This is a genomic window from Mannheimia cairinae, from assembly GCF_028649535.1.
GTDB lineage: Bacteria > Pseudomonadota > Gammaproteobacteria > Enterobacterales > Pasteurellaceae > Mannheimia > Mannheimia cairinae.
In genome coordinates this window covers 35277-56995 of record NZ_JAQSJE010000004.1, presented here as the reverse complement: position 1 = coordinate 56995, position 21719 = coordinate 35277, and the positions used below count along the sequence as shown (strand labels likewise).

The following is a 21719-nucleotide window of genomic DNA, read 5'->3' as shown; positions in this document are numbered from 1 at the left end:
TTTTTTATGAACTTTTCTCATAAAATAGTGACTAAATTGCTATATTGACAATTTGTTTATTTAATTATTTAAGGAATTTAGAATGAAAAAATCATTTTTAGCATTATTAGTATTAGGTTCAACAATGACACTTGCAGCTTGCGATCAAGCAAAAGAAGCGGTTCAGGCAACAAGTGAAAAAGTAACTGAAGTTAAAGATGCCGCAGCAACTAAATTAGAAGAAGAAAGAACTGCAACTTATGAAGCACAAGCTGCTGCAGAAAAAGCAGAAGAATTAAAAGAAGCAGCATCAGCCAAATTAGATGAAGTAAAAGCGGCAACTGCTGAAGCGGCTCAAGCAACGGCAGATAAAATCAACGAAGTAAAAGAGGCCGCAGCGACTAAACTGGAAGAGGTAAAAGCAGCGACTTCTGAAGCAGCTCAAACTGTTATGGAAAAAGCAGATGAAATAAAAGATGCAACAGCAACTAAATTAGCAGAAGTAAAAGCTGCAACTTCTGAAGCAACCCAAGCTGCGATGGAAAAAGCAGACCAGATAAAAGAAGCTACTGTTGCTAAATTAGAAGAAGCAAAAGCCACAACTTCTGATGCAACTCAAGCAACAGCTGAAAAAGTAGCTGAAGTAAAAAATGCGGCAGCAGCTCAACTGGAAGAAACAAAAGCAGCCGCCACTGAAGCGACTCAAGCAACTGCAGAAAAAGCTGCTGAAGTAAAAGATGCAGCTGCAACTAAATTAGAAGAAGCTAAAACTGCAACATCTGAAGCAGCTCAAGCAACTGCTGACAAAGCAGCTGAAATGAAAGATGCAGCTGCCGCTAAAGTAGAAGAGGTTAAAGCTGCAACATCTGAAGCAGCTCAAGCAACCTCTGACAAAGCAACTGAAATGAAAGATGCAGCTACCGTTAAGGTAGAAGAGGCTAAAGCTGCAACATCTGAAGCAGCTCAAGCAACCGCTGACAAAGCAGCTGAAATGAAAGATGCAGCTGCTGCTAAGGCAGAAGAGGCTAAAGCAGCAACGGAAGCGAAAATTGAAGAAATGAAGCAAGCGGTTGAAAATAAATAATTTTTCACTTAAAACATATAACTCAGCCCCACTAGTCCGCTAGTGGGGTTATTTTTTGCTTTTAGTTAAAGATGATGTTTGGTCCTATATGTTAAATTTTATGGGCATAAAAAACGCTAAACTCATCAAAAATTTAGCGTTTTTAAATTGATTATAAACCTTTTGGAATCCGGATTTTTTGACCAGGAAAAATCTTATTCTCGTCTTTAATCACTTCTTTATTCGCTTCAACAATCGCTTTATATTTAGCACCATTGCCATATGCTTTGGTTGCAATATCCCACAAAGTATCGCCTTTTTGGATTACATAAAGCTCATCATCACTTGCTAATGGCTCACTATCAGGACGTTGCAACGCATCAATATTTACTTCTGTAATACCTGCTACATTACCAGCCATTAATACAGCTTTCTCAACTGCAGCAGCTGTTGAAGCAATACCTGAAATTTTTGCAACACCATTCTCAACCGTTACATTTACATTTTCCACACCTGGATTATCTTCACTTAAATGCTCAGTAACCGCTTTTGATGCATCTTCTTCTTTATTAAATAATTTACGACCAATGTCGCCAACAAAATCAAATAAACCCATAGTAAGTTCCTTATAAATAATCAAATGGGAATTTTATTCTACACAATTTCTACTGATAGAAATAGTGCGTTCTTGTATTAGAGCTAACTAAATTTTATTAGTTCAATGATGAAAAACTTTATATATTATTTATTTTTGTAAAAAAAGCAGCTTAGATTTTATATTTCCTTTATTTTCGGCTAAAATCTACTGTTTAAATGTATTAGCCATTATCTAGGACAATTCTGTGAAACAAGTGCAATTTTATCTATTAAGTCAGCTTGATTTAGATAATATCTCAGCATCAGAAGCTCAAGCTTGTGAGCTTGCGGCCTCTGCCTGGCGATTAGGTAAGCGAGTGCTTATAAGCTGTGAAACGGAACAACAAGCTCTAAATATTGATGAAGCACTTTGGGCAAGGGATCCTGATTCTTTTGTACCACACAATTTATCAGGTGAAGTGACTACTTACCCAACACCTATTGAAATATCTTGGAAAGGCAAACGCAATGCCCAACGTCGTGATTTATTGATTAATCTGCAAACAGAAATACCTGAATTTATCAATAGTTTTAATCAAATCATTGATTTTGTACCTGTTGATGAAACCGCTAAAGCACAAGCGAGAGAACGATACAAACAGTATCGCCAATTAGGTTGGCAGTTGGAAACAGTACAACTATGATGTGGCAATTAAAAACCTTTACCGAATTATCTACGCTTGAGCTATTTGAAATCTACAAATTACGTACTGCTGTTTTTGTGGTAGAACAAAACTGCCCTTATCAAGAAGTCGATAATAAAGATTTACAAGCGGTGCATTTATTTGCAAAAAATACCAAGAATTTAACCGCTTACTGCCGTTTAATTCCGGAAGAAGACGGCATTCATCTCGGTAGAGTATGCGTCGCAAAAAATGCCCGAGGCTTTGGATTGGCAAGAGAATTAGTCCAAAAAGCAATGGATTATTGTGTAGCACATTTTCCTAACCAGCCAATACACGCTCAAGCCCAACGTTATCTACAAGGATTCTACGAAGGTTTTGGTTTTCAAGCGGTATCCGGCGTTTATTTGGAAGATGGGATTGAGCATTTGGATATGGTGCTAAAAGATGGGTAATCATAAATTAGCTGAATTAGAGGGGATTTACAAATTTAATTGACAAATCTCCCCTAACCCATCTTTACTAAAGAGGGGAATAGATCAGCAAGAAATATTCATTTTGTCGAAAAATAAAAATTTATAATTGCGTAGATTTTTAATTATTCCCAAAAAACAGTCCCCCTCTTTAGTAAAGAGGGGTTAGGGGAGATTTGAAAGCCACAAAGTGGCTCACTTAGCCAAAAGCTGATAGTAACCACGTACGGCTTGCCGTGCGTGGAGAAATAATACCCGAAAATGTATCTCATACTTAAAGGGGAAATAAAATGACCAAAATCGAACAAATTAAAGAACATCAACGCCAATTACAGATTCAGTTTAAAGCGTGGATGGAAGACAAGAAAAAGCGTGAAGTACTGACATTTATGCGACCGAATGGGAATATTGTAGAACATTATCCTGATGGTACAGAGAAAGTAATTAAATATGCAAAATAATCTGGCGATTTTCTACTGTGGTACGAACGGTGCGGGCAAAACAACCTTGCGTGGTTTTAATAAAGATACCGTACAAATTGTGATTGATTCCGATCATATTGCAATGGAAATCAATCCGAAAAATCCACGCCTTGCTGATATTGAAGCAGGGAGAAAAGCCGTTGAGCTATCTAAGTTTGCATTGAAAAATCAAATTTCTTTTTCGATGGAATCTACCCTTTCGGGTAAATCTGTTTTAAATCGAATGAAACAGGCAAAAGAGCAAGGATTTACTGTTCGACTGAATTACATCGGAGTAAATGATCCGGATATAAATGTAAAGCGTGTACAAGCCCGAGTACAAGCCGGCGGGCATTTTATTGATGAACAAACAATCCGCCAACGGTTTGAAATTAGCCGAAAAAATTTAATTACCGCACTTTCATTTTGCGATGAAGCATTAATTTACGACAACTCTGCAGAAATACCCGAAGTCGTTTTTCATATCGAAAATGGAAAAATTACGCAGATTGAAGAAAAATTGGTAGAGTGGTGTGAAAATTTACGGAATGAACTTTTAGTGTTAGGTTACAAGCGGTTGGATTTTTAGAAAATTTTGCAAAAAATCATTAAAACTAGACCGCTTGTAAAAAGATAACTCTATCTTTGACTAGTACTTAAAAAATCTAAGGTACTCGTCAGAGACGAGTGCCATCGGGAATGAAATTAGGGATCTAATCTATGAAGAAAATCTTTATCTTACTTGCTACATTGTGTCTAACATTAGCAGCTTGTACGACAAAAGCTGAGAGAATTTCTCGAGAGCCTGAAAGAATGTTAGCGTTTTTGATTTCTAATAATCAGCTCTATGTTATCGGTGAGAAAAATGATTATCTGTTTTCAGGGAAAAGTGTTAGTGAATTTGATAGTTTTATGAAATCAAATTATGCTAAATATATCCAAAAAGCAGATGTATTAATTGCCATTACAGATGCTTCTAATGTGAATATTCACTATACAGGAATGTTAAAGGTATTACCTGACGAAGATAAACAAGCCATTCGTAAAACATACGGGATTGGAAGTGATAATAGTGTAAATTTTAGCACCTCAGGACAACGAGTAAAACTACAAAATCGAGATGAAATTCTTGCTAAAAATCCAGTGAATGGTTCATTTTTTGCTGATGTAAGCTACTATGAAAGCAAGTTAAATATTGGTGAAGATATTAAAAGTATTTTAATGCTCCCTGTTGCTGCGGTTGCTATTGTGCCAATGATGATTATTTGGGGGGCTGCTTGTGCTGGAAGTACAACAACAGGCTGTTAGAATGATGAAAACAAACATCTTGTGGTTAGTAAGAGTAGAAAAAATCAAAGAGCCACAAAGTGGCTCAGATCATAACTACGTATGGTTTACCATGCATGGGTAAAAAGCAGTGAATTTCCGCATATTTACACATTTAAAATAATAATTCTCAAATCATCAGGACATAAGTATGTATATTCTAGATAAATCAAGTAAAAAATTAAAAGAAATTAATAAAACAACTTTTTCAGAACAATTACTAAAAGAACGTTATGATCTTCAAGAATGGGTAGATAATAATCCCCAAATTTTATGTAATGCTTTAGGGGAAAAAATATTAATTATACAAAAAGAGTTTAGTGATTTTGATAAAACAAAAGAAAGATTAGACTTACTTGCTATTGATAAAAATGGCAATTTGATTTTAATTGAAAATAAATTAGACGATAGTGGCAAAGATGTAACTTGGCAAGCACTAAAATATGTCTCTTATTGCTCAAGTTTTAATAAAGACCAAATAATCCAAATTTACCAAGATTATTTAGATAAAAAGTACCCTAATCAAAATAAAAGTGCTAGTACAGAGCTTTGTGAATTTTTTGATGAAGAAGAATTTGAGAATATATCACTAAACTCAGGATTTAACCAACGTATTATTCTTATTGCGAAAGAATTTCGACCAGAAGTTACAAGTACTGTATTATGGCTAAGAGCGAAGAGTATTGATGTACAATGTATTAGATTTATTCCTTATCAATTAGATGATAACCAGATAATTATAGATGTTGATAAAATCATTCCTATTCCTGAAACAGAAAACTATATGATAAAACTTTCTCAAAAAGAAATACAAGAAACTGCAATATCATCTAATAAAAGTAAAAGAAAAGAAATTTATGTCGAATATTGGGATAAATTGTTAGAGAATTGTAAAAAAGAAAACCTAAGTTTATTTCAAAATAGAACAACATCTAAAGATAATTGGATTTCTGCAGGTTCTGGCATATCATCAGTTCAATATATTTTTGTTATTGGCATTTCATCAGCCAGAGTTGAACTTTATATTAATAGAAAAGAGCAAGAAGAAAATAAAAGATTTTTTGATTCGCTAATTAAAGAGCAAGAGAATATCGAAAACGAATTAAAGTTGGAATTATCTTGGGAGCGTTTAGATGATCGAAAAGCTAGTAGAATATCTATCACTAATAATGAAATCTTTGAGCTATATGATAAACATAGTTGGGATGAAGCTATTAAATGGCAAATTAAAACAATGAGAATATTTGAATCAACATTTAAAGAATATTTGAATCATCTAAAAGAGAATTTTAATAATCAGTAATACATTATAAGCACGTAGAGAAACCCAATGACAAAACAATTCACAATGGAAGACCGTTTTAACCCTTCCGCCGTAGAGCAAGCGCTCTACCAACACTGGGAATCGCAAGGCTATTTTAAACCGAGCGAAGATATTAACGCACCGAGCTACTGTATCGCTATTCCGCCGCCGAATGTAACGGGTAGTCTGCATATGGGGCATGCATTCCAGCAAACCTTAATGGATACGCTGATCCGTTTTAACCGTATGGAAGGCAATAATACCTTGTGGCAGGCTGGGACTGACCACGCAGGGATTGCGACCCAAATGGTGGTGGAGCGTAAAATCGCAGCGGAAGAAGGCAAAACCCGCCACGATTACGGGCGTGAAGCCTTTATCAACAAAATCTGGGATTGGAAAGCCTATTCGGGTGGTACAATCAGCCAGCAAATGCGTCGTTTGGGTAACTCCATCGACTGGGATCGTGAGCGTTTCACGATGGACGAAGGCTTGTCCAATGCGGTGAAAGAAGTGTTTGTTCGCTTACACGAAGAAGGCTTGATTTACCGTGGCAAACGCTTAGTAAACTGGGATCCGAAACTGCACACTGCAATTTCTGATTTAGAAGTGGAAAATAAAGAGAGCAAAGGCTCGCTTTGGCATTTCCGCTATCCGCTTGCTAACGGTGCAAAAACGGCAGAAGGCAAAGATTATTTAGTGGTGGCGACCACCCGTCCGGAAACGATGTTGGGCGATACGGCGGTTGCGGTTCACCCGGAAGATGAGCGTTATCAATCGCTGATCGGTAAAAGCGTCGTATTGCCATTGGCAAACCGTGAAATTCCGATTATTACCGATGACTATGTTGATCGTGAATTTGGCACGGGTGTAGTGAAAATTACCCCAGCTCACGACTTTAACGACTACGAAGTGGGTAAACGCCATAGTTTACCGATGGTCAATGTGATGACCCTCAATGCCGATATTCGTGATGAAGCGGAGATTGTCGGTTCAGACGGTAAGCCATTAACGGCTTATGAAGCGAAAATCCCTGCCGACTATCAAGGCTTAGAGCGTTTTGCCGCACGCAAAAAAGTGGTGGCAGATTTTGAAGCCTTAGACTTATTGGAAGAGATCAAACCGCATGATCTGAAAGTGCCTTACGGCGACCGTGGCGGTGTGCCGATTGAGCCGATGCTGACCGATCAATGGTATGTTTCCGTAAAACCGTTGGCGGAAGTGGCGACCAAAGCGGTGGAAGACGGCGAAATCCAATTCGTGCCGAAACAGTACGAAAACCTGTATTTCTCTTGGATGCGTGATATTCAAGACTGGTGTATTTCTCGCCAACTTTGGTGGGGACACCGCATTCCGGCTTGGTATGATGAGCAAGGCAATGTGTATGTAGCACGCAATGAAGAAGAAGTGCGTCAAAAACACAACCTGCCTGCCGATCTTGCCCTAAAACAAGACGAAGATGTGCTGGATACTTGGTTCTCATCTGGCTTATGGACATTCTCAACCTTAGGCTGGCCAGAACAGACCAAAGAGCTGAAAATGTTCCACCCAACCGATGTGTTGATTACCGGTTTCGACATTATCTTCTTCTGGGTGGCTCGTATGATTATGTTTACGATGCACTTCATCAAAGATGAAAACGGCAAACCGCAAGTGCCGTTCAAAACTGTGTATGTCACCGGCTTAATCCGTGATGAGCAAGGACAGAAAATGTCTAAATCGAAAGGGAATGTGCTTGACCCAATCGATATGATCGACGGTATTTCTCTTGAAGATCTATTAGAAAAACGCACCGGTAATATGATGCAGCCGCAACTGGCGGAAAAAATTGCCAAAGCGACCAAAAAAGAGTTTGCTGACGGCATTGTTGCACACGGGACGGACGCACTGCGTTTCACCCTTACCGCATTAGCCAGCAACGGGCGTGATATTAACTGGGATATGAAACGCTTAGAAGGCTATCGCAACTTCTGCAATAAATTGTGGAATGCGAGCCGTTATGTGCTGACTAACGACAAATTGGATTTAAGCGAAGGCGAAATTGAATTTTCACTGGCAGATCGTTGGATTGAAAGCCAATTCAACCGCACGGTAGAAACCTTCCGCACCGCTCTTGTTCAATACCGTTTTGACCTAGTGGCAAACACCATTTATGAGTTCACTTGGGATCAATTCTGCGACTGGTACTTAGAGCTGACCAAACCGATTTTCTTCAAAGGGACAGACGCTCAACGCCGTGGGGCAAGCCGTACGCTCATCAATGTGTTAGAGAAATTATTACGCTTAATCCACCCGATTATGCCGTTTATTACTGAAGAAATCTGGCAAAAAGTGAAAGGTTTTGCAAACATTGATGCCGATACCATTATGTTGCAAAAATTCCCGAAATTTGAACCGCTTGCAGTTGATGAAGAGGCAGAAAACCAAATCAACTTTATCAAAGAAGTAATTGTGGCAGTGCGTAACATTCGTGCTGAAAGCAACATTGCACCAAGCAAAGGGTTAGATTTGATTGCTCGTAATTTCTCGGCTGATGAAGTCACCATTTTAAATGCTAACGAAGTATTGTTGAAATCAATGGCAAAACTGGATAGCGTAAACGTGCTGGAAAACGGCGAAAATGCACCGTTATCTGTGGCGAAATTAGTCGCAAATGGTGAGATCTTAATTCCAATGGCAGGCTTTATCAATAAAGAGGCAGAACTAGCACGACTCGCCAAAGAGATGGAAAAACTCAAAGGCGAAGTGGCACGCATTGAAGGTAAGCTAAGCAATGAGGCATTTGTAGCGAAAGCCCCAGAGCAAGTGATTGCCAAAGAGCGTGATAAAATGCAAGAGTACCTCAATGGTTTAGCTAAATTACAAACCCAATATAGTGAAATTGAAGCACTATAATGAATAGACAAGCGGTCAAATTTTTACATTATTTTGTAATAATTTGACTGCTTGTTGGTTGAACGTTATTCAATAAATATTTAAAGAGGTATTTATATGTTACTAAATGATAATATGTCATCTTGGCTTAAAAAATTTCTCGCTACAAGAGGATTAAATCAAGCAAATGGTAAACCTCTTTATACTTATAGAATGACTGACAATGAATTTGAACAATTAAAGCGGTTATTACATAACCATCAATATCAAATAAGCTCTTCTAGCACCATTTCATCTGCTCTATTTTGCTTATACTCTGCAGAATGGTATCGTAGAGAATACCAAGAGGGATGGAGCTGGAATGGTATTATGCAATCTCTTGGCATCCAACTAGATAGTACTGCAAGAACAAGCGTTATTCAGGTTGGTTTCAAATACTGGAAAAGGAGCATTGTTCGTTATAATCAACAAGAACGCCACAGCTATTTAGGTTCTGTCTATCGTGAAGGTGGTTTACCTTATTCTTTACTTATTTCTGAAGATAGTAAATTCCAAGAATTATTTAGAAAAATATTAGAATTCTCTACACAAAATCCCCAAATTCTCTTAGAACCATTGTTATTAATACCTTATCTTACTTATTTTCCTGAAGCTCTAAAAGGAGAAACAACATTATCCTTAATTACAAATATGGCGACACAGATTGCTTCACTTGTAGAGAAATATTCTCTATCAGAATATGAATATCCTGCTAAACACCTAGACACAATCTATCCAGACTGGAAAATGGATTTCCCTATTCCTTTAAAGAATGATACAGCAGACAAATTTCTAGCAAATCTAATTGACAGTTCAGCTACAGTTCGTAAAAAATATATTAAAAATAATGAATCCTATATATTAAAACAATTTCTAGTTGATGTAGAAAGATTACAAATTCAAGTAGAGATAAGCTTTACTAAACAGATTTCAATCAATTCTCAATCCCGTCTAAATGAGAGCCGCTGCCAACTCAGTTTATATGAGGGGACTAACCGTTTAGCCCATATTGGTTCTGCTTATGTTGTTTCAGAGAAAACCAATACAGAATATGTAGTAATGTTACGCCAATCGCATATCCAAACCCATAGAAAAGAGATTAAATTACCACTATTTATAGTATTAGAACAGCAAGGTGCTATTGTTTATAAAGAAATAATTCCAGAAAGTGAGATAAATATTGAAGAAATGCCACTGATCTTACAAAGTGATTATCCACATAAGATCATTGGTTCTGGCAGTATACAGAAAAAGTCTGATATTCTATATGTAATAACTAAACAAAATATAAATTTCCAGTTACAAGATAAATATTCAGAACTAGTTGAAAATGGTATATTTAATGGCTATGTACATTATCTATTATCGGGTAAGATAAACATCATCTATAATAATGAGAAATTCTATATTTCTACTCAAAACGAAAAACTAAAGAAAAAGTTAAAATTAGTCGGGAAAGTGTTACCTTATTTTACTCCAAACGGTAGACCTATTTATTTAGGGATTCCTAAAATCAGTCAGTCTGATGATGAGTTCAGACTGTCCATAGAACAAGAGGATAATGGAAATTTAACTTATGGAGAACAATCTGCCAGGATCTTAGATAAAGAAGGAAACTTAATTTTCAAACAAAAAGTCGCTATTTTACCTGAAGATTTTAAGATTATATTAAATAAGTCAAATAATGCTAAAGAAGGTAGTATAACCTTTAATTCTAATAGAAACTTTATTATTTATAAACCTTACACCCCTGAATTGGAAAGCAAGGTTAGCCCTATCAGTGATACTTATAGCAAACAGTTATTAATAAAAAATACTGGTATATTTAAATCAAAGTTTACTATTGGACTTGCATTCAATTTACTGTCAAAAGTTGAAATTACTTTACCTTTTCCTTCAACTGGAGTACAAATTTTAAGTAACACTGGACAAGAGATTTCGTTATTTCAATCTCTATCTACTCAAGAACTTCTAGGTAGCCAAATTCTTTTTTATCCAGATATCAATTCAGATACAATTTATTCTATTGATTTTGAAAATTCTCAAAAGAATAATTATAACTTTAAATATCTCGTTCAAGATACTCCATTAGAAATGAGTTTAAATGAATTTAAGCCTGAGATTTATTCTTTATTCTCTATCTCCAAGAATTTAGACGAGCAAGTTAAAGTTACTATTAGCCAAAATGGTCGTATCATTAGACAAATAAATATCACACTATATAAAACAGAAATCAATATTATAGGTAATTATATTAGTGTCGGAGAGTATCATAATGACATTCATTTAGAATATATTTCTTTAACTGATCTTGAATGTATTAAACTGGAGAAAAATGAATCTGGCGATTTCTTGTTACCAAATAATCGTTTTCCTGCAGGATTAGTTATTCCTAGTGCCGATTCATCTCTACAAAGCAGAGCGAGACTTATACCATCAACCATGCAATCAGAAATAAAAGGTGAATTACAACAAGCAATTGCATTACCACCAGAGAGCTACTCTGAAAGTATTCAGTTAGTATTAAACAAAATGGCAAATGATTTAAATCATTCTGGATGGGATTACTTAAATAAGCTTTATCAAAATTTCAGCTATTTACCTCTATCTACATTTTTAATCTGGAAAGAACTAGTAAGAAATAGTGAAGCATTAACGACATTTATTGTGAGGTCCTCTGACATAGAAAAAGTAATGGAGCATTTTCAGAATGAATTTAATGTTATTTGGGTTCTAGTTCCAAAGTATCTTTGGAAAAATAAATTAGAACTACTTAATCAAATAGTACCAAAAGAGCTTATTTCCCCTATTATTAATCATAAGACAGAGCAAATTTATCATTTTGTGTCTAGCCTAAAAAATACTGATAATAAGTTTACTGAGGAAATGGCTAGATATATTCTTCCTACTTGGCATCAAGATTTGAAGAATAAAAACCTTGACCGATATTGGATTCATGAGTTTGGGTATGAATTATATAATTGGGCTAATGAAAAACGGATAACCTTACCTTTTACTATTGAACACGGTTATCAACAAGCTGTGATTTTATTTCCATTTTTTGCTGCAGAAGTTACTTGTGGAATATCATCTATTGATAGTTTACGCCCGCTAGAAGACAAAGATTTTTATACATTTAAAATGTTAATGGAATTTGATTCAGAATGGTTTAATTCCGTCTATTTATATGCAATACAACTATTTGAAAATAAGGATAAGTAAATGAAGCCCTATTTTGCTGCATTAAGAAATCAAGCTAACAACAAAGCGAAAGAAGCCACCCTTAGTATTTTAGGTATTAGTTACCCACCTCTGAGAAACTACTTGAGCAAGCAATTAAGTGACAATGAACCTCTTGTAACAGAGCCAGTCTTCGAGCCTATGTTTGCTTGGGAAATGCATTCTCAAACTATGGCACACTTAGTAAAAGAAAATCTGCTGTCAGAAGCCGTTGTTAATGCCTTAGATGCCCAAAGTAATGAACGGTATGCTTTCAAGAAATCTTGGGCTCCTTTCAAACATCAATACAAAGCTTGGAAAGATCTCTTATCCGATAAACCTCAATCTCGTATTATTACAAGCGGTACAGGTTCAGGTAAAACCGAATGTTTTATGGTACCAGTGTTGGAAGATTTATATCGAGAGATGTCCCAAGATAATCAACCGTTAGTTGGGGTGAGAGCATTATTTTTATATCCACTTAACGCACTGATAAGCTCTCAACGTGAGCGTTTACAAGCTTGGACAGAGCATTTTGGAAATAAAATCCGTTTCTGTCTTTATAATGGAAATACAGAAGAATTTTCAGATAATGTAAAAGATGAGCAAAAACGTTTTCCCCAAACAATTTTATCTCGAGAGCTTCTACGAGAAACTCCTCCTCCAATTTTGGTCACTAACGGTACAATGTTAGAACACATGCTCATTCGTCAAGTCGACGCTCCTATACTCAATAAATCAAAAGGTAAATTACGCTGGATTATACTTGATGAAGCTCATACTTATATAGGTTCTCAAGCAGCTGAGCTAGCCTTACAATTACGCCGAGTAATGAATGCATTTGATGTAGAAGCTGAGAATATTCGCTTTGTTGCTACCTCTGCTACTATTGCAGGCTCAGATGCAGAGAATCAGCTTAAACGTTATTTATCCCATCTAGCAAATATCTCAGAAAGTCAAATTTCTGTCATTGGTGGATCTCGCCAAATTCCTGAACTATCTATCCTCCCACCAAAATCTTTGATATTAGAAGAGATTGAGCAAATAGAAAGCGAACAAGATGTTTCTAAAGAACGATTTAGTGCCCTACTCAGTTGCCCACTAGCGGTAAAAATTCGCCATTTTTTTGCGAAACGAGTTCGCTCAGTAAAAGAGGCACTATCTGAATTTACTGAACTTTCAGAGCAGGAACTCTACCGATGGCTTGATCTTTGCACTGGAACAAAAGAGGAAGAAAATGGAGAAGCATTCTTAAAATTACGCTCACACTATTTTCAGCGAACTCTGTCTGGACTATGGTGTTGTATTGATCCTAACTGCTGTTCTAAGCAAGACACATTACTAAAATCATCTTGGTCTTTGGGAAAAGTATTTACTCAACAAAGAGCTAAATGTGATTGTGGTGCTGCGGTACTTGAATTGGTATTTTGCGAGGAATGTAATACACCACATTTATTAGCGACCTTACAAGATGATCAACTAAAACAATGGACAGGAAAAGTAGAAGATGAATTTGCCTTATTAGATGAAAATGATGCTGAAAATTTAGAAGTACCAGAACAACTAGAACTACTCCCACAGGAAGAAATATTACTTAGCTTAAATCCTAATCCTACTTACTACATTCCTCGTCAATTTGATCGGGAAGGAAAATCTCAAGACCTGAAAGGCGGAAGTATACACTACCATCAACTTAATCATGACAGCCTCATTTGCTCCGTTTGTAACCATTCAGGGAAAGGAGCTTATGGCAAAGCTATGCGTCGTAGTTTACTTGGTATCCCTCTATATGCAATGAATTTGGTACCAACTTTATTAGAGTACTGCTCTGAGATTGAAAAAGATAAACTCAGCAAACCAAGTAGAGGAAAACGTCTTATAACCTTTACTGATAGCAGACAAGGAACTGCGAAACTAACTATAAAAATGCAACAAGATGCTGAACGTTCTCGCCTTCGTGGGCTTGTAGTCAAAAAACTAAAAAATTCCATTGAATTAAAAACAAATTTATCTCCAAAATTAAAATCACAAATACAAGGGATCGATAAGATTACATTAAGAAAACAGTTCAATTTATTAGCTGAAACCATTTTCCATTGGAATAAAGATGAAAAAAAAGAAGTTGAAGATTATTTGCAGAATGAGGGCGAAATACAACCGCTTGCAAAACCATGGAAAGAAATGGAAGCTGAAATTGCTAAAGATATTGGCTTAGTAATGCTGGAAGAAAATCATCGATTAGCTCCAACTGTCTTTGATAAAACCGATGGCTCAATAAAACTTGCAAGGTTACTACTGTTAAGAGAATTTTCTCGTCGCCCTAAAAATCGTAATAACTTAGAAACACAAGGATTAGTTAAGTTAGTTTATCCAGCATTAGAAAAAATCAAATATACTCCAAACTATTGGGAGCGATATGGACTCACTTTAAAAGATTGGCAAGATTTTTTAAAAACTTCCCTAGATTTCTATGTTAGGGAACGTATTTTTGTTGAAATTGAGCAAGGATTGAAACGTTGGATTGGAATTCCAATGTATGAGCAACGGCTTATTAGCCCTACATCTCAAGATGATGAACAAAAAGGCATTCGTCATTGGATACAAGTTAAGGAAGGAAAGACTAATCAACAGCGTTTAATTAGCTTACTTTCTGCTGGTACAAATCTAAATCCAAAGAATAAGAAAGATACCGATATCCTCAATGAGTGGCTAAAAGCTGCTTGGACAGAATTAGTCCAGCTACAAATCTTGACTGAATCAGATAAAAAATATCGTTTAGATTTTGGACATCAGCCTCAAGATAATGAACATAATGTTAGCCTAGCATTAATGCATAAGGCTTATATTTGTCCGATTAGTAATAAATTGTTGGATACAACATTCAAAGGATTTACACCTTATTTGCCTTCTGCTTTCAGGGAGCTATCCAAGACTCCTGACTTTGCAGAATTTAAATGCGAAGAGATAAAATTACCTGCTCTGTGGGAGTTCAAAGATAGTGATGATTTTCTTGAAGCTCTAGAGCTAACTCGCCAACAAATTTATGAGAACAAAGATATCCAAAAACTAAGAGAGCAAAATTTATGGACAAATATAAATGATAGCGCTGTTGAAGGTGGGATTTATTATACAGTTGCTGAACATTCAGCACAGCAGAATAGTAAACGATTAGAAGAGTATGAAGACGAATTCAAGCAAGGCAGAAAAAATGTCTTAAATTGCTCAACGACAATGGAAATGGGAGTTGATATTGGCGGTATTATGGCAGTAATAATGAACAATGTACCACCACACCCTGCTAATTATTTACAGCGTGCTGGTCGTGCTGGTCGCTCTAAAGAATCAAGAGCAATTAGCTTTACGTTATGTAAAGATAATCCTCACGATCAGGCTGTTTTTGCAAATCCCAAATGGGCGTTTTCAACTCCCATCCCAGCACCTTATGTAGAATTCAGTTCACAAAAATTAGTACAACGTCATTTGAATGCATTTTTACTCGGGAAATTTTTATTAACATTAGGGATAACTAAAGAACGCACAAGATTAACAACTGAATGGTTTTTCGAAAAGATAGACTCAGAAAATAGCCTCTCATTTGCTAAAAAATTCCAGGTATGGCTATTAAATAAGAAAAATCAAGATCTATATCAAAACAAGATTTTCCGTATTTTGAGGGGAACTTGTTTGCAAAGTTATTCTATAAAACAAATTTTTGCCAAAGCAGAGCAACAAATGGGCTATATAACAAAACGGTGGCAGTCTGATTTTACATATATTACTGAGGAATTAAGGAAGGCTAATGGACACTACCAATATAGCTTAACACAGGAGAAAAAACGGCTATGTGATGCATATCTGCTAACAACATTAGCACAAAAAACATTTCTACCTTCTTACGGTTTTCCAACTAATATTGTTGAATTGGTTACTGACAATATAAATCAAGTAAAAGAACAAAAAGAGGGAAAAACAAAGAAAGTAAAATCATTACCAACACGAGAACTCCCAGTTGCTATCCGTGAATATGCACCAGGTGTTGATATTGCCTTAGATGGTATTGTATATAGAAGTGTCGGTATTACATTAAATTGGCAAAAAATTTATGAACCTAATGCCAAAGAAGCTCAGCAATTTGATTTAGCTTGGCGCTGTCCTCAATGTGGAGAATCAGGCTATGAAACAGGTGCGGAGAAATATGGCAAATTACAATGTTCAAATTGTGATTGTGCTATTCCTATGGATTACCAGAAACGTACTGTTCAGCCAACAGGTTTTGTAGTTGATTTCTATCAGCCGATTTCGAATAATGTAGCAGAAAATCATTTTTTACCAATACAAAATGCTTGGGTTATTGCAAAAGGAGATATGAAACCATTGCCGTATCCTGAATTAGGATTTATGAGAGCTGATAGCCAGGGACATGTGTTCTATCATAACTCAGGTTTTGGTGGAAAAGGCTATGCAGTTTGTATGGGATGTGGACGAGCAGAGTCGATGACGAAAGATGAGGAATTTCCAGCAAAACTTAACCCTACCGATCCTAAATCACAGCATTTTTCGCCAAAAGCGGTAAATATTAAAGATGGAGAGAGACGGGCACATTGTACAGGTAGTATCTTGCCTAATATACATCTAGGTGTTTCTACTTATACTGATGTTTTCGAACTGATTTTGCGTAGTCCTGAAAATGGGTATTTGAATAGTAGCAAAGCAGATCGAGCAATCGCAACTACCCTTGCTGTTACATTACGCAGAGCTTTAACTGAGCAGCTGGGCATATCTATTAACGAAATACAATATAGTATTCGTCCTATTATTTTATCAGGGCATCAGCACAGCTTTGCATTACAGCTTTTTGACACTGTATCGGGAGGAGCTGGTTTTTCTAGTAATGCCATTCATCACATTGATTCTATATTAGAAAAAATGGTCAATATACTAAACTGTGATCATCATTGCGATGCTTACTGTTCTGCTTGTTTATTAGAAAATGATTCACGTTTTGATGTAGATAAACTTAATCGCCAGAATGCTTTGCAATGGTTAGGGACGTTGACAAATCATTTGTATTTGCCACCAGAGTACCAAAATCTTATTCAGAATGGAAAATATAGTACTTTAAGTTTAACTGAAAAATTGCGAGATCTAGTTAATCAAAAAATAAGTGAAATAAGATTTGTTCTATCTGAAAATAGCAATGAATGGCAGTTGTCTTTCTCGCAGATTCGTCATCAACTGTTACCCTTATTATCAGAAGATATAAATATTAAGTTTGTATTACCTCAAGAGAAATATAATTCAGAAATTCAAGATTACTTTGCCCAGTTAAAACAATTAGATATTAGCTTTATTTCTTCAAGTGTCAATAACAGTATTGTTTATCAAGCAAGAACAGAGAAAGGTTGGATTACGCTTGCTACAACAGATAATCAGGCTAAACACTTAGGTGAAAATTGGCTAAATACCAAAGATATTGTTATTTATTCCTATGATGAACCTTTAATTGTTGGAGATGAATTAATATTTGAAAGAAATTTAAATTCTACTAATCAAATTGTATTAGAGCTTTCTAGTGAATTAAGTGAAAAGCCACTTAATCAATTTGGTAGAGGTCTGAAAATTTTAATAGAAAAACAAGAAAGTAAGTTACAAACATTGTGGGAGAGTGATGAAGTTATAAACCTATATTATCGTGATCGTTATTTGAGAAACCCTATAATGATTTTACTACTAGCAGAAGTTTTAAAGAGTTTTTCAGCAAAATCGAAACCAACTATTAGTGTACAATCTGTATTCATAGAGAATGATAATTCTTTAACTCCACGTTTATTGAAACATGATTGGAAAAAATTAGTAGATTATAAATCTGTTACCCAACAATATCTCACAGAACGCGTAGGTTTAGATGTACAAATGGATATTCAATCTAATAATTGGAATTTACCTCACAGCCGCTCTTTAACTCTAACGTTTAAATCAGGCAAAAAAATCCAAATTTTCTTTGATCAAGGTATGGGATATTGGAATATACAGGTAAATAAATTATTTAATTTCGATTTTAATAGGAGTATAAAAGAACAAGTAGAGCGCCTGAATACTGTTAGAGAATCTGCTATTATTCAAAATTCAAACTATCAAACATTAATAGCAATAAAAGTTATAAAGTAATACAGTATAACTAAATTATAAGCTGAAGTTACGAAAATTAATTGCAAACCCAATATAGTGAAATTGAAGCACTATAATGAATAGACATGATCTGCACCCCAAAACCTGGACACCCAATTTGAGGTGCAGATTATGTCTCATTCTTATCAATTTCGTTTAGAAATTATCAAACTCGTTACCGAGCAGGATTTCGGTATTCGCGAAGTGGCTAAACTTCATCAAATACCCCATTCTGTTGTCATTAATTGGCTAAAAGCGTTTCACGAACGAGGCTTAGAGGGGGTAAAATCTCCCTGTATCAAGCCTAAACCACCTAAAATAGTGAAGCCTAAAATGAAAAAGAAAGAGATTGAAATCCCCGAGCCAACCGACTTGTCGCCCCAAGCTTTTAAAAAGCTACAGCGGGAATTAGCTTACTTACGAGCGGAGAATGCCTATCTAAAAAAGTTGGAGGAACTCGACCGGCAAAATCGACGGCAAAAAAAAGAGAAATCGTCAAAATCTTAAGGCAAAATCACGCACTCAATGATTTATTAAAAGCGGCCGGAATGTCTCGTTCTACCTTTTATTACCAATCGGTGACGAAAGATTACATCTCGGAAAAAGCGGCACTATTATCGTTGTATCAGGAAAGCAAACAGCGGGACGGTTATCGTCCTTTGACAATAAAACTGCGCCAAATCGGCTTTAAACTGAACCATAAAACGGTGTTGAAATTAATGAATGAGCTAGACATACGTTCGATTGTCCGCAAGAAAAGACACGGAAAACGCGGAAAAACCTCGCATATTGCACCGAATTTGCTTAATCGTGATTTTACGGCGACTAAGCTCAATCAGAAATAGGTAACGGACGTGACGGAATTTCATATCGGAGAGGAAAAACTCTATTTTTCCCCACTGATGGATTTAGCCAATCGGGAAATTATTGCTTATCAATTTGCCACCCGCCCCAAGTTTTCATTGGTAAAACGAATGTTAGAACAGGGGTTTAAGCGGTTAAAACCGAGGGATTGCCCGATTATTCACAGTGATCAAAGTGTGCTTTACGGCATGAAAAAATGGGTGGATATGTTGAAAGGCAAAGCGTTACAAAGTATGAGCCGACGAGGTAATTGTTACGATAATGCGGTAATAGAAAGTTTTTTTGGGATATTGAAATCGGAATGTTTTTACACTCGAAATTACACATCGATAGCGGAATTACAGGATGAACTTGAAAAATATTTAGTGTATTACAACCAAAAACGAATTAAACTGAATTTAAAAGGACTGAGCCCGGTGCAGTACCGAGCTCGATATTTAACTTAATTAATTTGTCCAACTTTTTGGGGGCAGATCATGTTTTATTAGGCATATAGGACAAAATAGTTGGTAAAAAGTAGCTTAATACCTTATATTACCGGTATTATGTAGCAGTTGCACAAAGCCTAAACTCAAATCTAACCGCCATAAAAAATGCCTTTAACCGATTAAAGTTAAAGGCATTTTAGTTCAAGTTAGCTCTAACAATGTATGCTTATTCAAATGGAATGCTACCTTCTAATAGTAACTCAAGTTCTTCATCAGTAAACGTGATAGGTGTTGATTTTCGTCTTTCTTTTTCTCTTTCCAAGAGCATTTCTTCCATTATTCGGGGAAAGGCTTGCTCTGCTCGTAATACATAATCTGATTGAGTGAGTAAATCTCTTACACTCATTGGACAACGTAAACGAGTGGTATCTTCTGCAAAGCTCACTTCTACTTTAGGTCTTTTGTTTTCTTCACTTTCATCGTCATCAAGGTTGATGCATATATCAAAAATGGCTAATACCACTTGATTATCTGCGATTTCGTACGCACCATAAATGGTAAATAAATTATATAGCGGACGATCTATTTGTTTGGCGATACTACGCAAAGATTTATGCAAGGAAAAGAAACTGAAATCAAAAGTAGATTCTGAATAAATCATCGCTAATCCTTTCATAAACTCCTTAAAATCTTCATAGGACATTTTACGTAAATCAACGTTAAGTGATGTGTCTGTCATTGTTTTCCTTATTAACGAGTGAAATTTTCCCAATAGGCAATATGTTCATTTTTCATCTCTCCCCATAGGCTAATGTAGGGAAAGAGTGCCAATGTAGGCATTGTCAAAATTGTATTTGCATCAGGGATAGGTGTTTTTAAATAACCAAATCGATAAATTAAGCCTGCGATAAGCGTGATGAGTTCAAGCAATATTACCCAAGCATTGCCTATTGCTATGGCATAATATATTGGCGTATCTTGATAATTCACAATCAAGTAATGGCTTATTGTGATGATGATCGTCAATAACATTACATAGTAGAAAAAGCGTAGTCGTTTTACTCGTTGATAAAAGACATTTAATGTAAGAATGTAGATTAAAATAAATGCTTGCATTATGCCACCAATGAATAGTGAAGGTCATTTGAAGCGTATAGGCTTTCTAAGCCAAACTTAGCTTCTGGTTTTTTATTGCCTTGCCAGTACCCTGTAAAATCTCGTGATGGTAAGGTGTTTAAGCAACATTTTAGTAATTGCTCAAATTTCTCTTTTACACTTTTTCGGCGATTATCTTCTCGCCACGCTATTTCATTTGCATAAAACATCAGATATTTATTGTTCATCTTATGATAGACACCTGTAATTGCTCGCCGTAGCCGTGCGAAAAAGGATTCGGCTAGGTTATTCGTTACGCCGTCAATCGAACAGTACTCTTTCGAATGGTTTACTCGCCATAAATCATAATGAAAGGCTAAACTGTCATAAGCAGAGTTTTCATCAGCATGAATGGTACTATTTGGCTTGACTAGACGTTGCGTTAAATGAAGTATATCTTGCGTATTTTCTTCTTTAATTAAGGCTACAATGCTTCTATCGGCCCCTTTCATCACTTCTTGATTAGCGGCACGTTGGCGGAATACCAATACACAAGATTTATCTGCACGCTGATAACGTTTCTTTCGTCTATCAATACGTTTATGGAGAAAGTTTTTAGGACGAATGTAGTTGTTCATGTAAGCTCCATCAATATGAACTTCACCACTTAAATGTGTTAAATCTTTGGCTTTATCAAGCGATTCACGAAATTTATGCAGCAATACCCACGCTGTTTTATATTGCACGTTGAGCTTATGTGATAGCGTAATAGCGGATAATCCTTTGCTTTCAGTCGAAAAATAGAAAATTGCTAATACAATTTTACGCAAAGAAAGTTTTGCACCTTGAAAAATAGTGCCTGCTGTAATAGAAAAACGATGTTGGCAATGTTTGCACTGCCATTGTTTACGAGTAGAAATGAAATAGGCGTGGTGGCGAGTATGACAATGCGGACAAATAACATCATTCATCCCATCTACATTGCCCCAACGAGCTTGTTTTAATAGCTGAAAAATCTCGTCATCAGACAAACTCACCAAGCTATCCATAGATAGCTGGCGTGCTGTCGCTGATAACCGAAAATGTTGTGCCATAGAAACAAAAATCCCTTCATTAGAACTCTGAATTTTTTAAGCCTTTTTAGGCTTAAAAAGCAAAGTCATAATAAAGG

Annotated in this window: 17 protein-coding genes; 13 read left to right on the top strand and 4 right to left on the bottom strand. The window is 36.0% G+C overall.

The window, feature by feature from the left end:
• Positions 1 to 82: 82 nt before the first annotated feature.
• Complete coding sequence (locus PTQ27_RS04915) at positions 83 to 1063, top strand: hypothetical protein (RefSeq protein ID WP_273747676.1); 981 nt, start codon at positions 83 to 85, stop codon at positions 1061 to 1063.
• Positions 1064 to 1214: 151 nt separating this feature from the next.
• On the opposite strand, the gene lysM is transcribed toward PTQ27_RS04915, so the two are convergent.
• Complete coding sequence (gene lysM, locus PTQ27_RS04910) at positions 1215 to 1658, bottom strand: peptidoglycan-binding protein LysM (RefSeq protein WP_273747675.1); 444 nt, start codon at positions 1656 to 1658, stop codon at positions 1215 to 1217.
• A gap of 226 nt (positions 1659 to 1884) precedes the next feature.
• Here lysM and PTQ27_RS04905 point away from each other — a divergent pair, with 226 nt between their 5' ends.
• From PTQ27_RS04905 to PTQ27_RS04850, 12 genes are all read left to right on the top strand, one after another.
• A complete protein-coding gene (locus PTQ27_RS04905; protein WP_273747674.1) occupies positions 1885 to 2322 on the top strand; it encodes a DNA polymerase III subunit chi in 438 nt (145 codons plus the stop codon).
• The gene (locus tag PTQ27_RS04900) at positions 2322 to 2756 is read left to right on the top strand and encodes a GNAT family N-acetyltransferase (RefSeq protein ID WP_273747848.1); all 435 of its coding nucleotides are present in this window, start codon (positions 2322 to 2324) and stop codon (positions 2754 to 2756) included. Before PTQ27_RS04905 ends, PTQ27_RS04900 begins: the two co-directional genes overlap by 1 nt.
• A gap of 308 nt (positions 2757 to 3064) precedes the next feature.
• Positions 3065 to 3235 (top strand): hypothetical protein, encoded by a 171-nt coding sequence (locus tag PTQ27_RS04895; RefSeq protein WP_273747673.1) that lies wholly within the window; start codon positions 3065 to 3067, stop codon positions 3233 to 3235.
• Positions 3225 to 3824 carry an ATPase gene (locus PTQ27_RS04890; RefSeq protein WP_273747672.1) on the top strand — a complete coding sequence of 200 codons (600 nt, stop codon included), beginning with the start codon at positions 3225 to 3227 and terminating at the stop codon, positions 3822 to 3824. The genes PTQ27_RS04895 and PTQ27_RS04890 overlap by 11 nt, the downstream gene beginning before the upstream one ends.
• Positions 3825 to 3955: 131 nt before the next feature.
• Positions 3956 to 4543, top strand: coding sequence for a hypothetical protein (locus tag PTQ27_RS04885; protein ID WP_273747671.1), 588 nt, complete (start codon positions 3956 to 3958; stop codon positions 4541 to 4543).
• 169 nt (positions 4544 to 4712) lie between these two features.
• Positions 4713 to 5864: a DUF4268 domain-containing protein gene (locus PTQ27_RS04880; RefSeq protein WP_273747670.1), complete on the top strand. Its 1152-nt coding sequence runs from the start codon at positions 4713 to 4715 to the stop codon at positions 5862 to 5864.
• A gap of 27 nt (positions 5865 to 5891) precedes the next feature.
• Positions 5892 to 8756, top strand: a complete 2865-nt coding sequence (locus tag PTQ27_RS04875; protein WP_273747669.1) for a valine--tRNA ligase — start codon at positions 5892 to 5894, stop codon at positions 8754 to 8756.
• 96 nt (positions 8757 to 8852) lie between these two features.
• Positions 8853 to 11996 carry an STY4851/ECs_5259 family protein gene (locus PTQ27_RS04870; protein ID WP_273747668.1) on the top strand — a complete coding sequence of 1048 codons (3144 nt, stop codon included), beginning with the start codon at positions 8853 to 8855 and terminating at the stop codon, positions 11994 to 11996.
• Positions 11997 to 18161 carry a DEAD/DEAH box helicase gene (locus PTQ27_RS04865; RefSeq protein WP_273747667.1) on the top strand — a complete coding sequence of 2055 codons (6165 nt, stop codon included), beginning with the start codon at positions 11997 to 11999 and terminating at the stop codon, positions 18159 to 18161.
• A gap of 132 nt (positions 18162 to 18293) precedes the next feature.
• A complete protein-coding gene (locus tag PTQ27_RS04860; RefSeq protein WP_273747666.1) occupies positions 18294 to 18668 on the top strand; it encodes a transposase in 375 nt (124 codons plus the stop codon).
• A gap of 41 nt (positions 18669 to 18709) precedes the next feature.
• Positions 18710 to 19006: an IS3 family transposase gene (locus PTQ27_RS04855; protein ID WP_273747665.1), complete on the top strand. Its 297-nt coding sequence runs from the start codon at positions 18710 to 18712 to the stop codon at positions 19004 to 19006.
• A gap of 9 nt (positions 19007 to 19015) precedes the next feature.
• Positions 19016 to 19471: an IS3 family transposase gene (locus tag PTQ27_RS04850; protein ID WP_273747664.1), complete on the top strand. Its 456-nt coding sequence runs from the start codon at positions 19016 to 19018 to the stop codon at positions 19469 to 19471.
• A 208-nt stretch (positions 19472 to 19679) separates the two neighbouring features.
• Here the strand turns inward: PTQ27_RS04850 and PTQ27_RS04845 are convergent, their stop codons facing one another.
• From PTQ27_RS04845 to PTQ27_RS04835, 3 genes are read right to left on the bottom strand one after another with little or no spacing between them, the layout of a single operon-like run.
• Positions 19680 to 20192, bottom strand: a complete 513-nt coding sequence (locus PTQ27_RS04845; protein ID WP_273747663.1) for a hypothetical protein — start codon at positions 20190 to 20192, stop codon at positions 19680 to 19682.
• Between the two features lie 11 nt (positions 20193 to 20203).
• On the bottom strand, positions 20204 to 20569 hold the full coding sequence (locus PTQ27_RS04840) for a hypothetical protein (protein WP_273747662.1): 366 nt from the start codon (positions 20567 to 20569) through the stop codon (positions 20204 to 20206).
• Positions 20569 to 21642 (bottom strand): IS1595 family transposase, encoded by a 1074-nt coding sequence (locus PTQ27_RS04835; RefSeq protein ID WP_273747661.1) that lies wholly within the window; start codon positions 21640 to 21642, stop codon positions 20569 to 20571. Before PTQ27_RS04835 ends, PTQ27_RS04840 begins: the two co-directional genes overlap by 1 nt.
• Between the last annotated feature and the right edge of the window lie 77 nt (positions 21643 to 21719).

Bases quoted from the DNA above. Each gene is read 5' to 3' on its own strand.
- PTQ27_RS04915 (WP_273747676.1), top strand. From the start codon at position 83: ATGAAAAAATCATTTTTAGCATTATTAGTATTAGGTTCAACAATGACA.
- lysM (WP_273747675.1), bottom strand. From the start codon at position 1,658: ATGGGTTTATTTGATTTTGTTGGCGACATTGGTCGTAAATTATTTAAT.
- PTQ27_RS04900 (WP_273747848.1), top strand. From the start codon at position 2,322: ATGTGGCAATTAAAAACCTTTACCGAATTATCTACGCTTGAGCTATTT.
- PTQ27_RS04895 (WP_273747673.1), top strand. From the start codon at position 3,065: ATGACCAAAATCGAACAAATTAAAGAACATCAACGCCAATTACAGATT.
- PTQ27_RS04890 (WP_273747672.1), top strand. From the start codon at position 3,225: ATGCAAAATAATCTGGCGATTTTCTACTGTGGTACGAACGGTGCGGGC.
- PTQ27_RS04885 (WP_273747671.1), top strand. From the start codon at position 3,956: ATGAAGAAAATCTTTATCTTACTTGCTACATTGTGTCTAACATTAGCA.
- PTQ27_RS04880 (WP_273747670.1), top strand. From the start codon at position 4,713: ATGTATATTCTAGATAAATCAAGTAAAAAATTAAAAGAAATTAATAAA.
- PTQ27_RS04875 (WP_273747669.1), top strand. From the start codon at position 5,892: ATGACAAAACAATTCACAATGGAAGACCGTTTTAACCCTTCCGCCGTA.
- PTQ27_RS04870 (WP_273747668.1), top strand. From the start codon at position 8,853: ATGTTACTAAATGATAATATGTCATCTTGGCTTAAAAAATTTCTCGCT.
- PTQ27_RS04865 (WP_273747667.1), top strand. From the start codon at position 11,997: ATGAAGCCCTATTTTGCTGCATTAAGAAATCAAGCTAACAACAAAGCG.
- PTQ27_RS04860 (WP_273747666.1), top strand. From the start codon at position 18,294: ATGTCTCATTCTTATCAATTTCGTTTAGAAATTATCAAACTCGTTACC.
- PTQ27_RS04855 (WP_273747665.1), top strand. From the start codon at position 18,710: ATGTCTCGTTCTACCTTTTATTACCAATCGGTGACGAAAGATTACATC.
- PTQ27_RS04845 (WP_273747663.1), bottom strand. From the start codon at position 20,192: ATGACAGACACATCACTTAACGTTGATTTACGTAAAATGTCCTATGAA.
- PTQ27_RS04840 (WP_273747662.1), bottom strand. From the start codon at position 20,569: ATGCAAGCATTTATTTTAATCTACATTCTTACATTAAATGTCTTTTAT.
- PTQ27_RS04835 (WP_273747661.1), bottom strand. From the start codon at position 21,642: ATGGCACAACATTTTCGGTTATCAGCGACAGCACGCCAGCTATCTATG.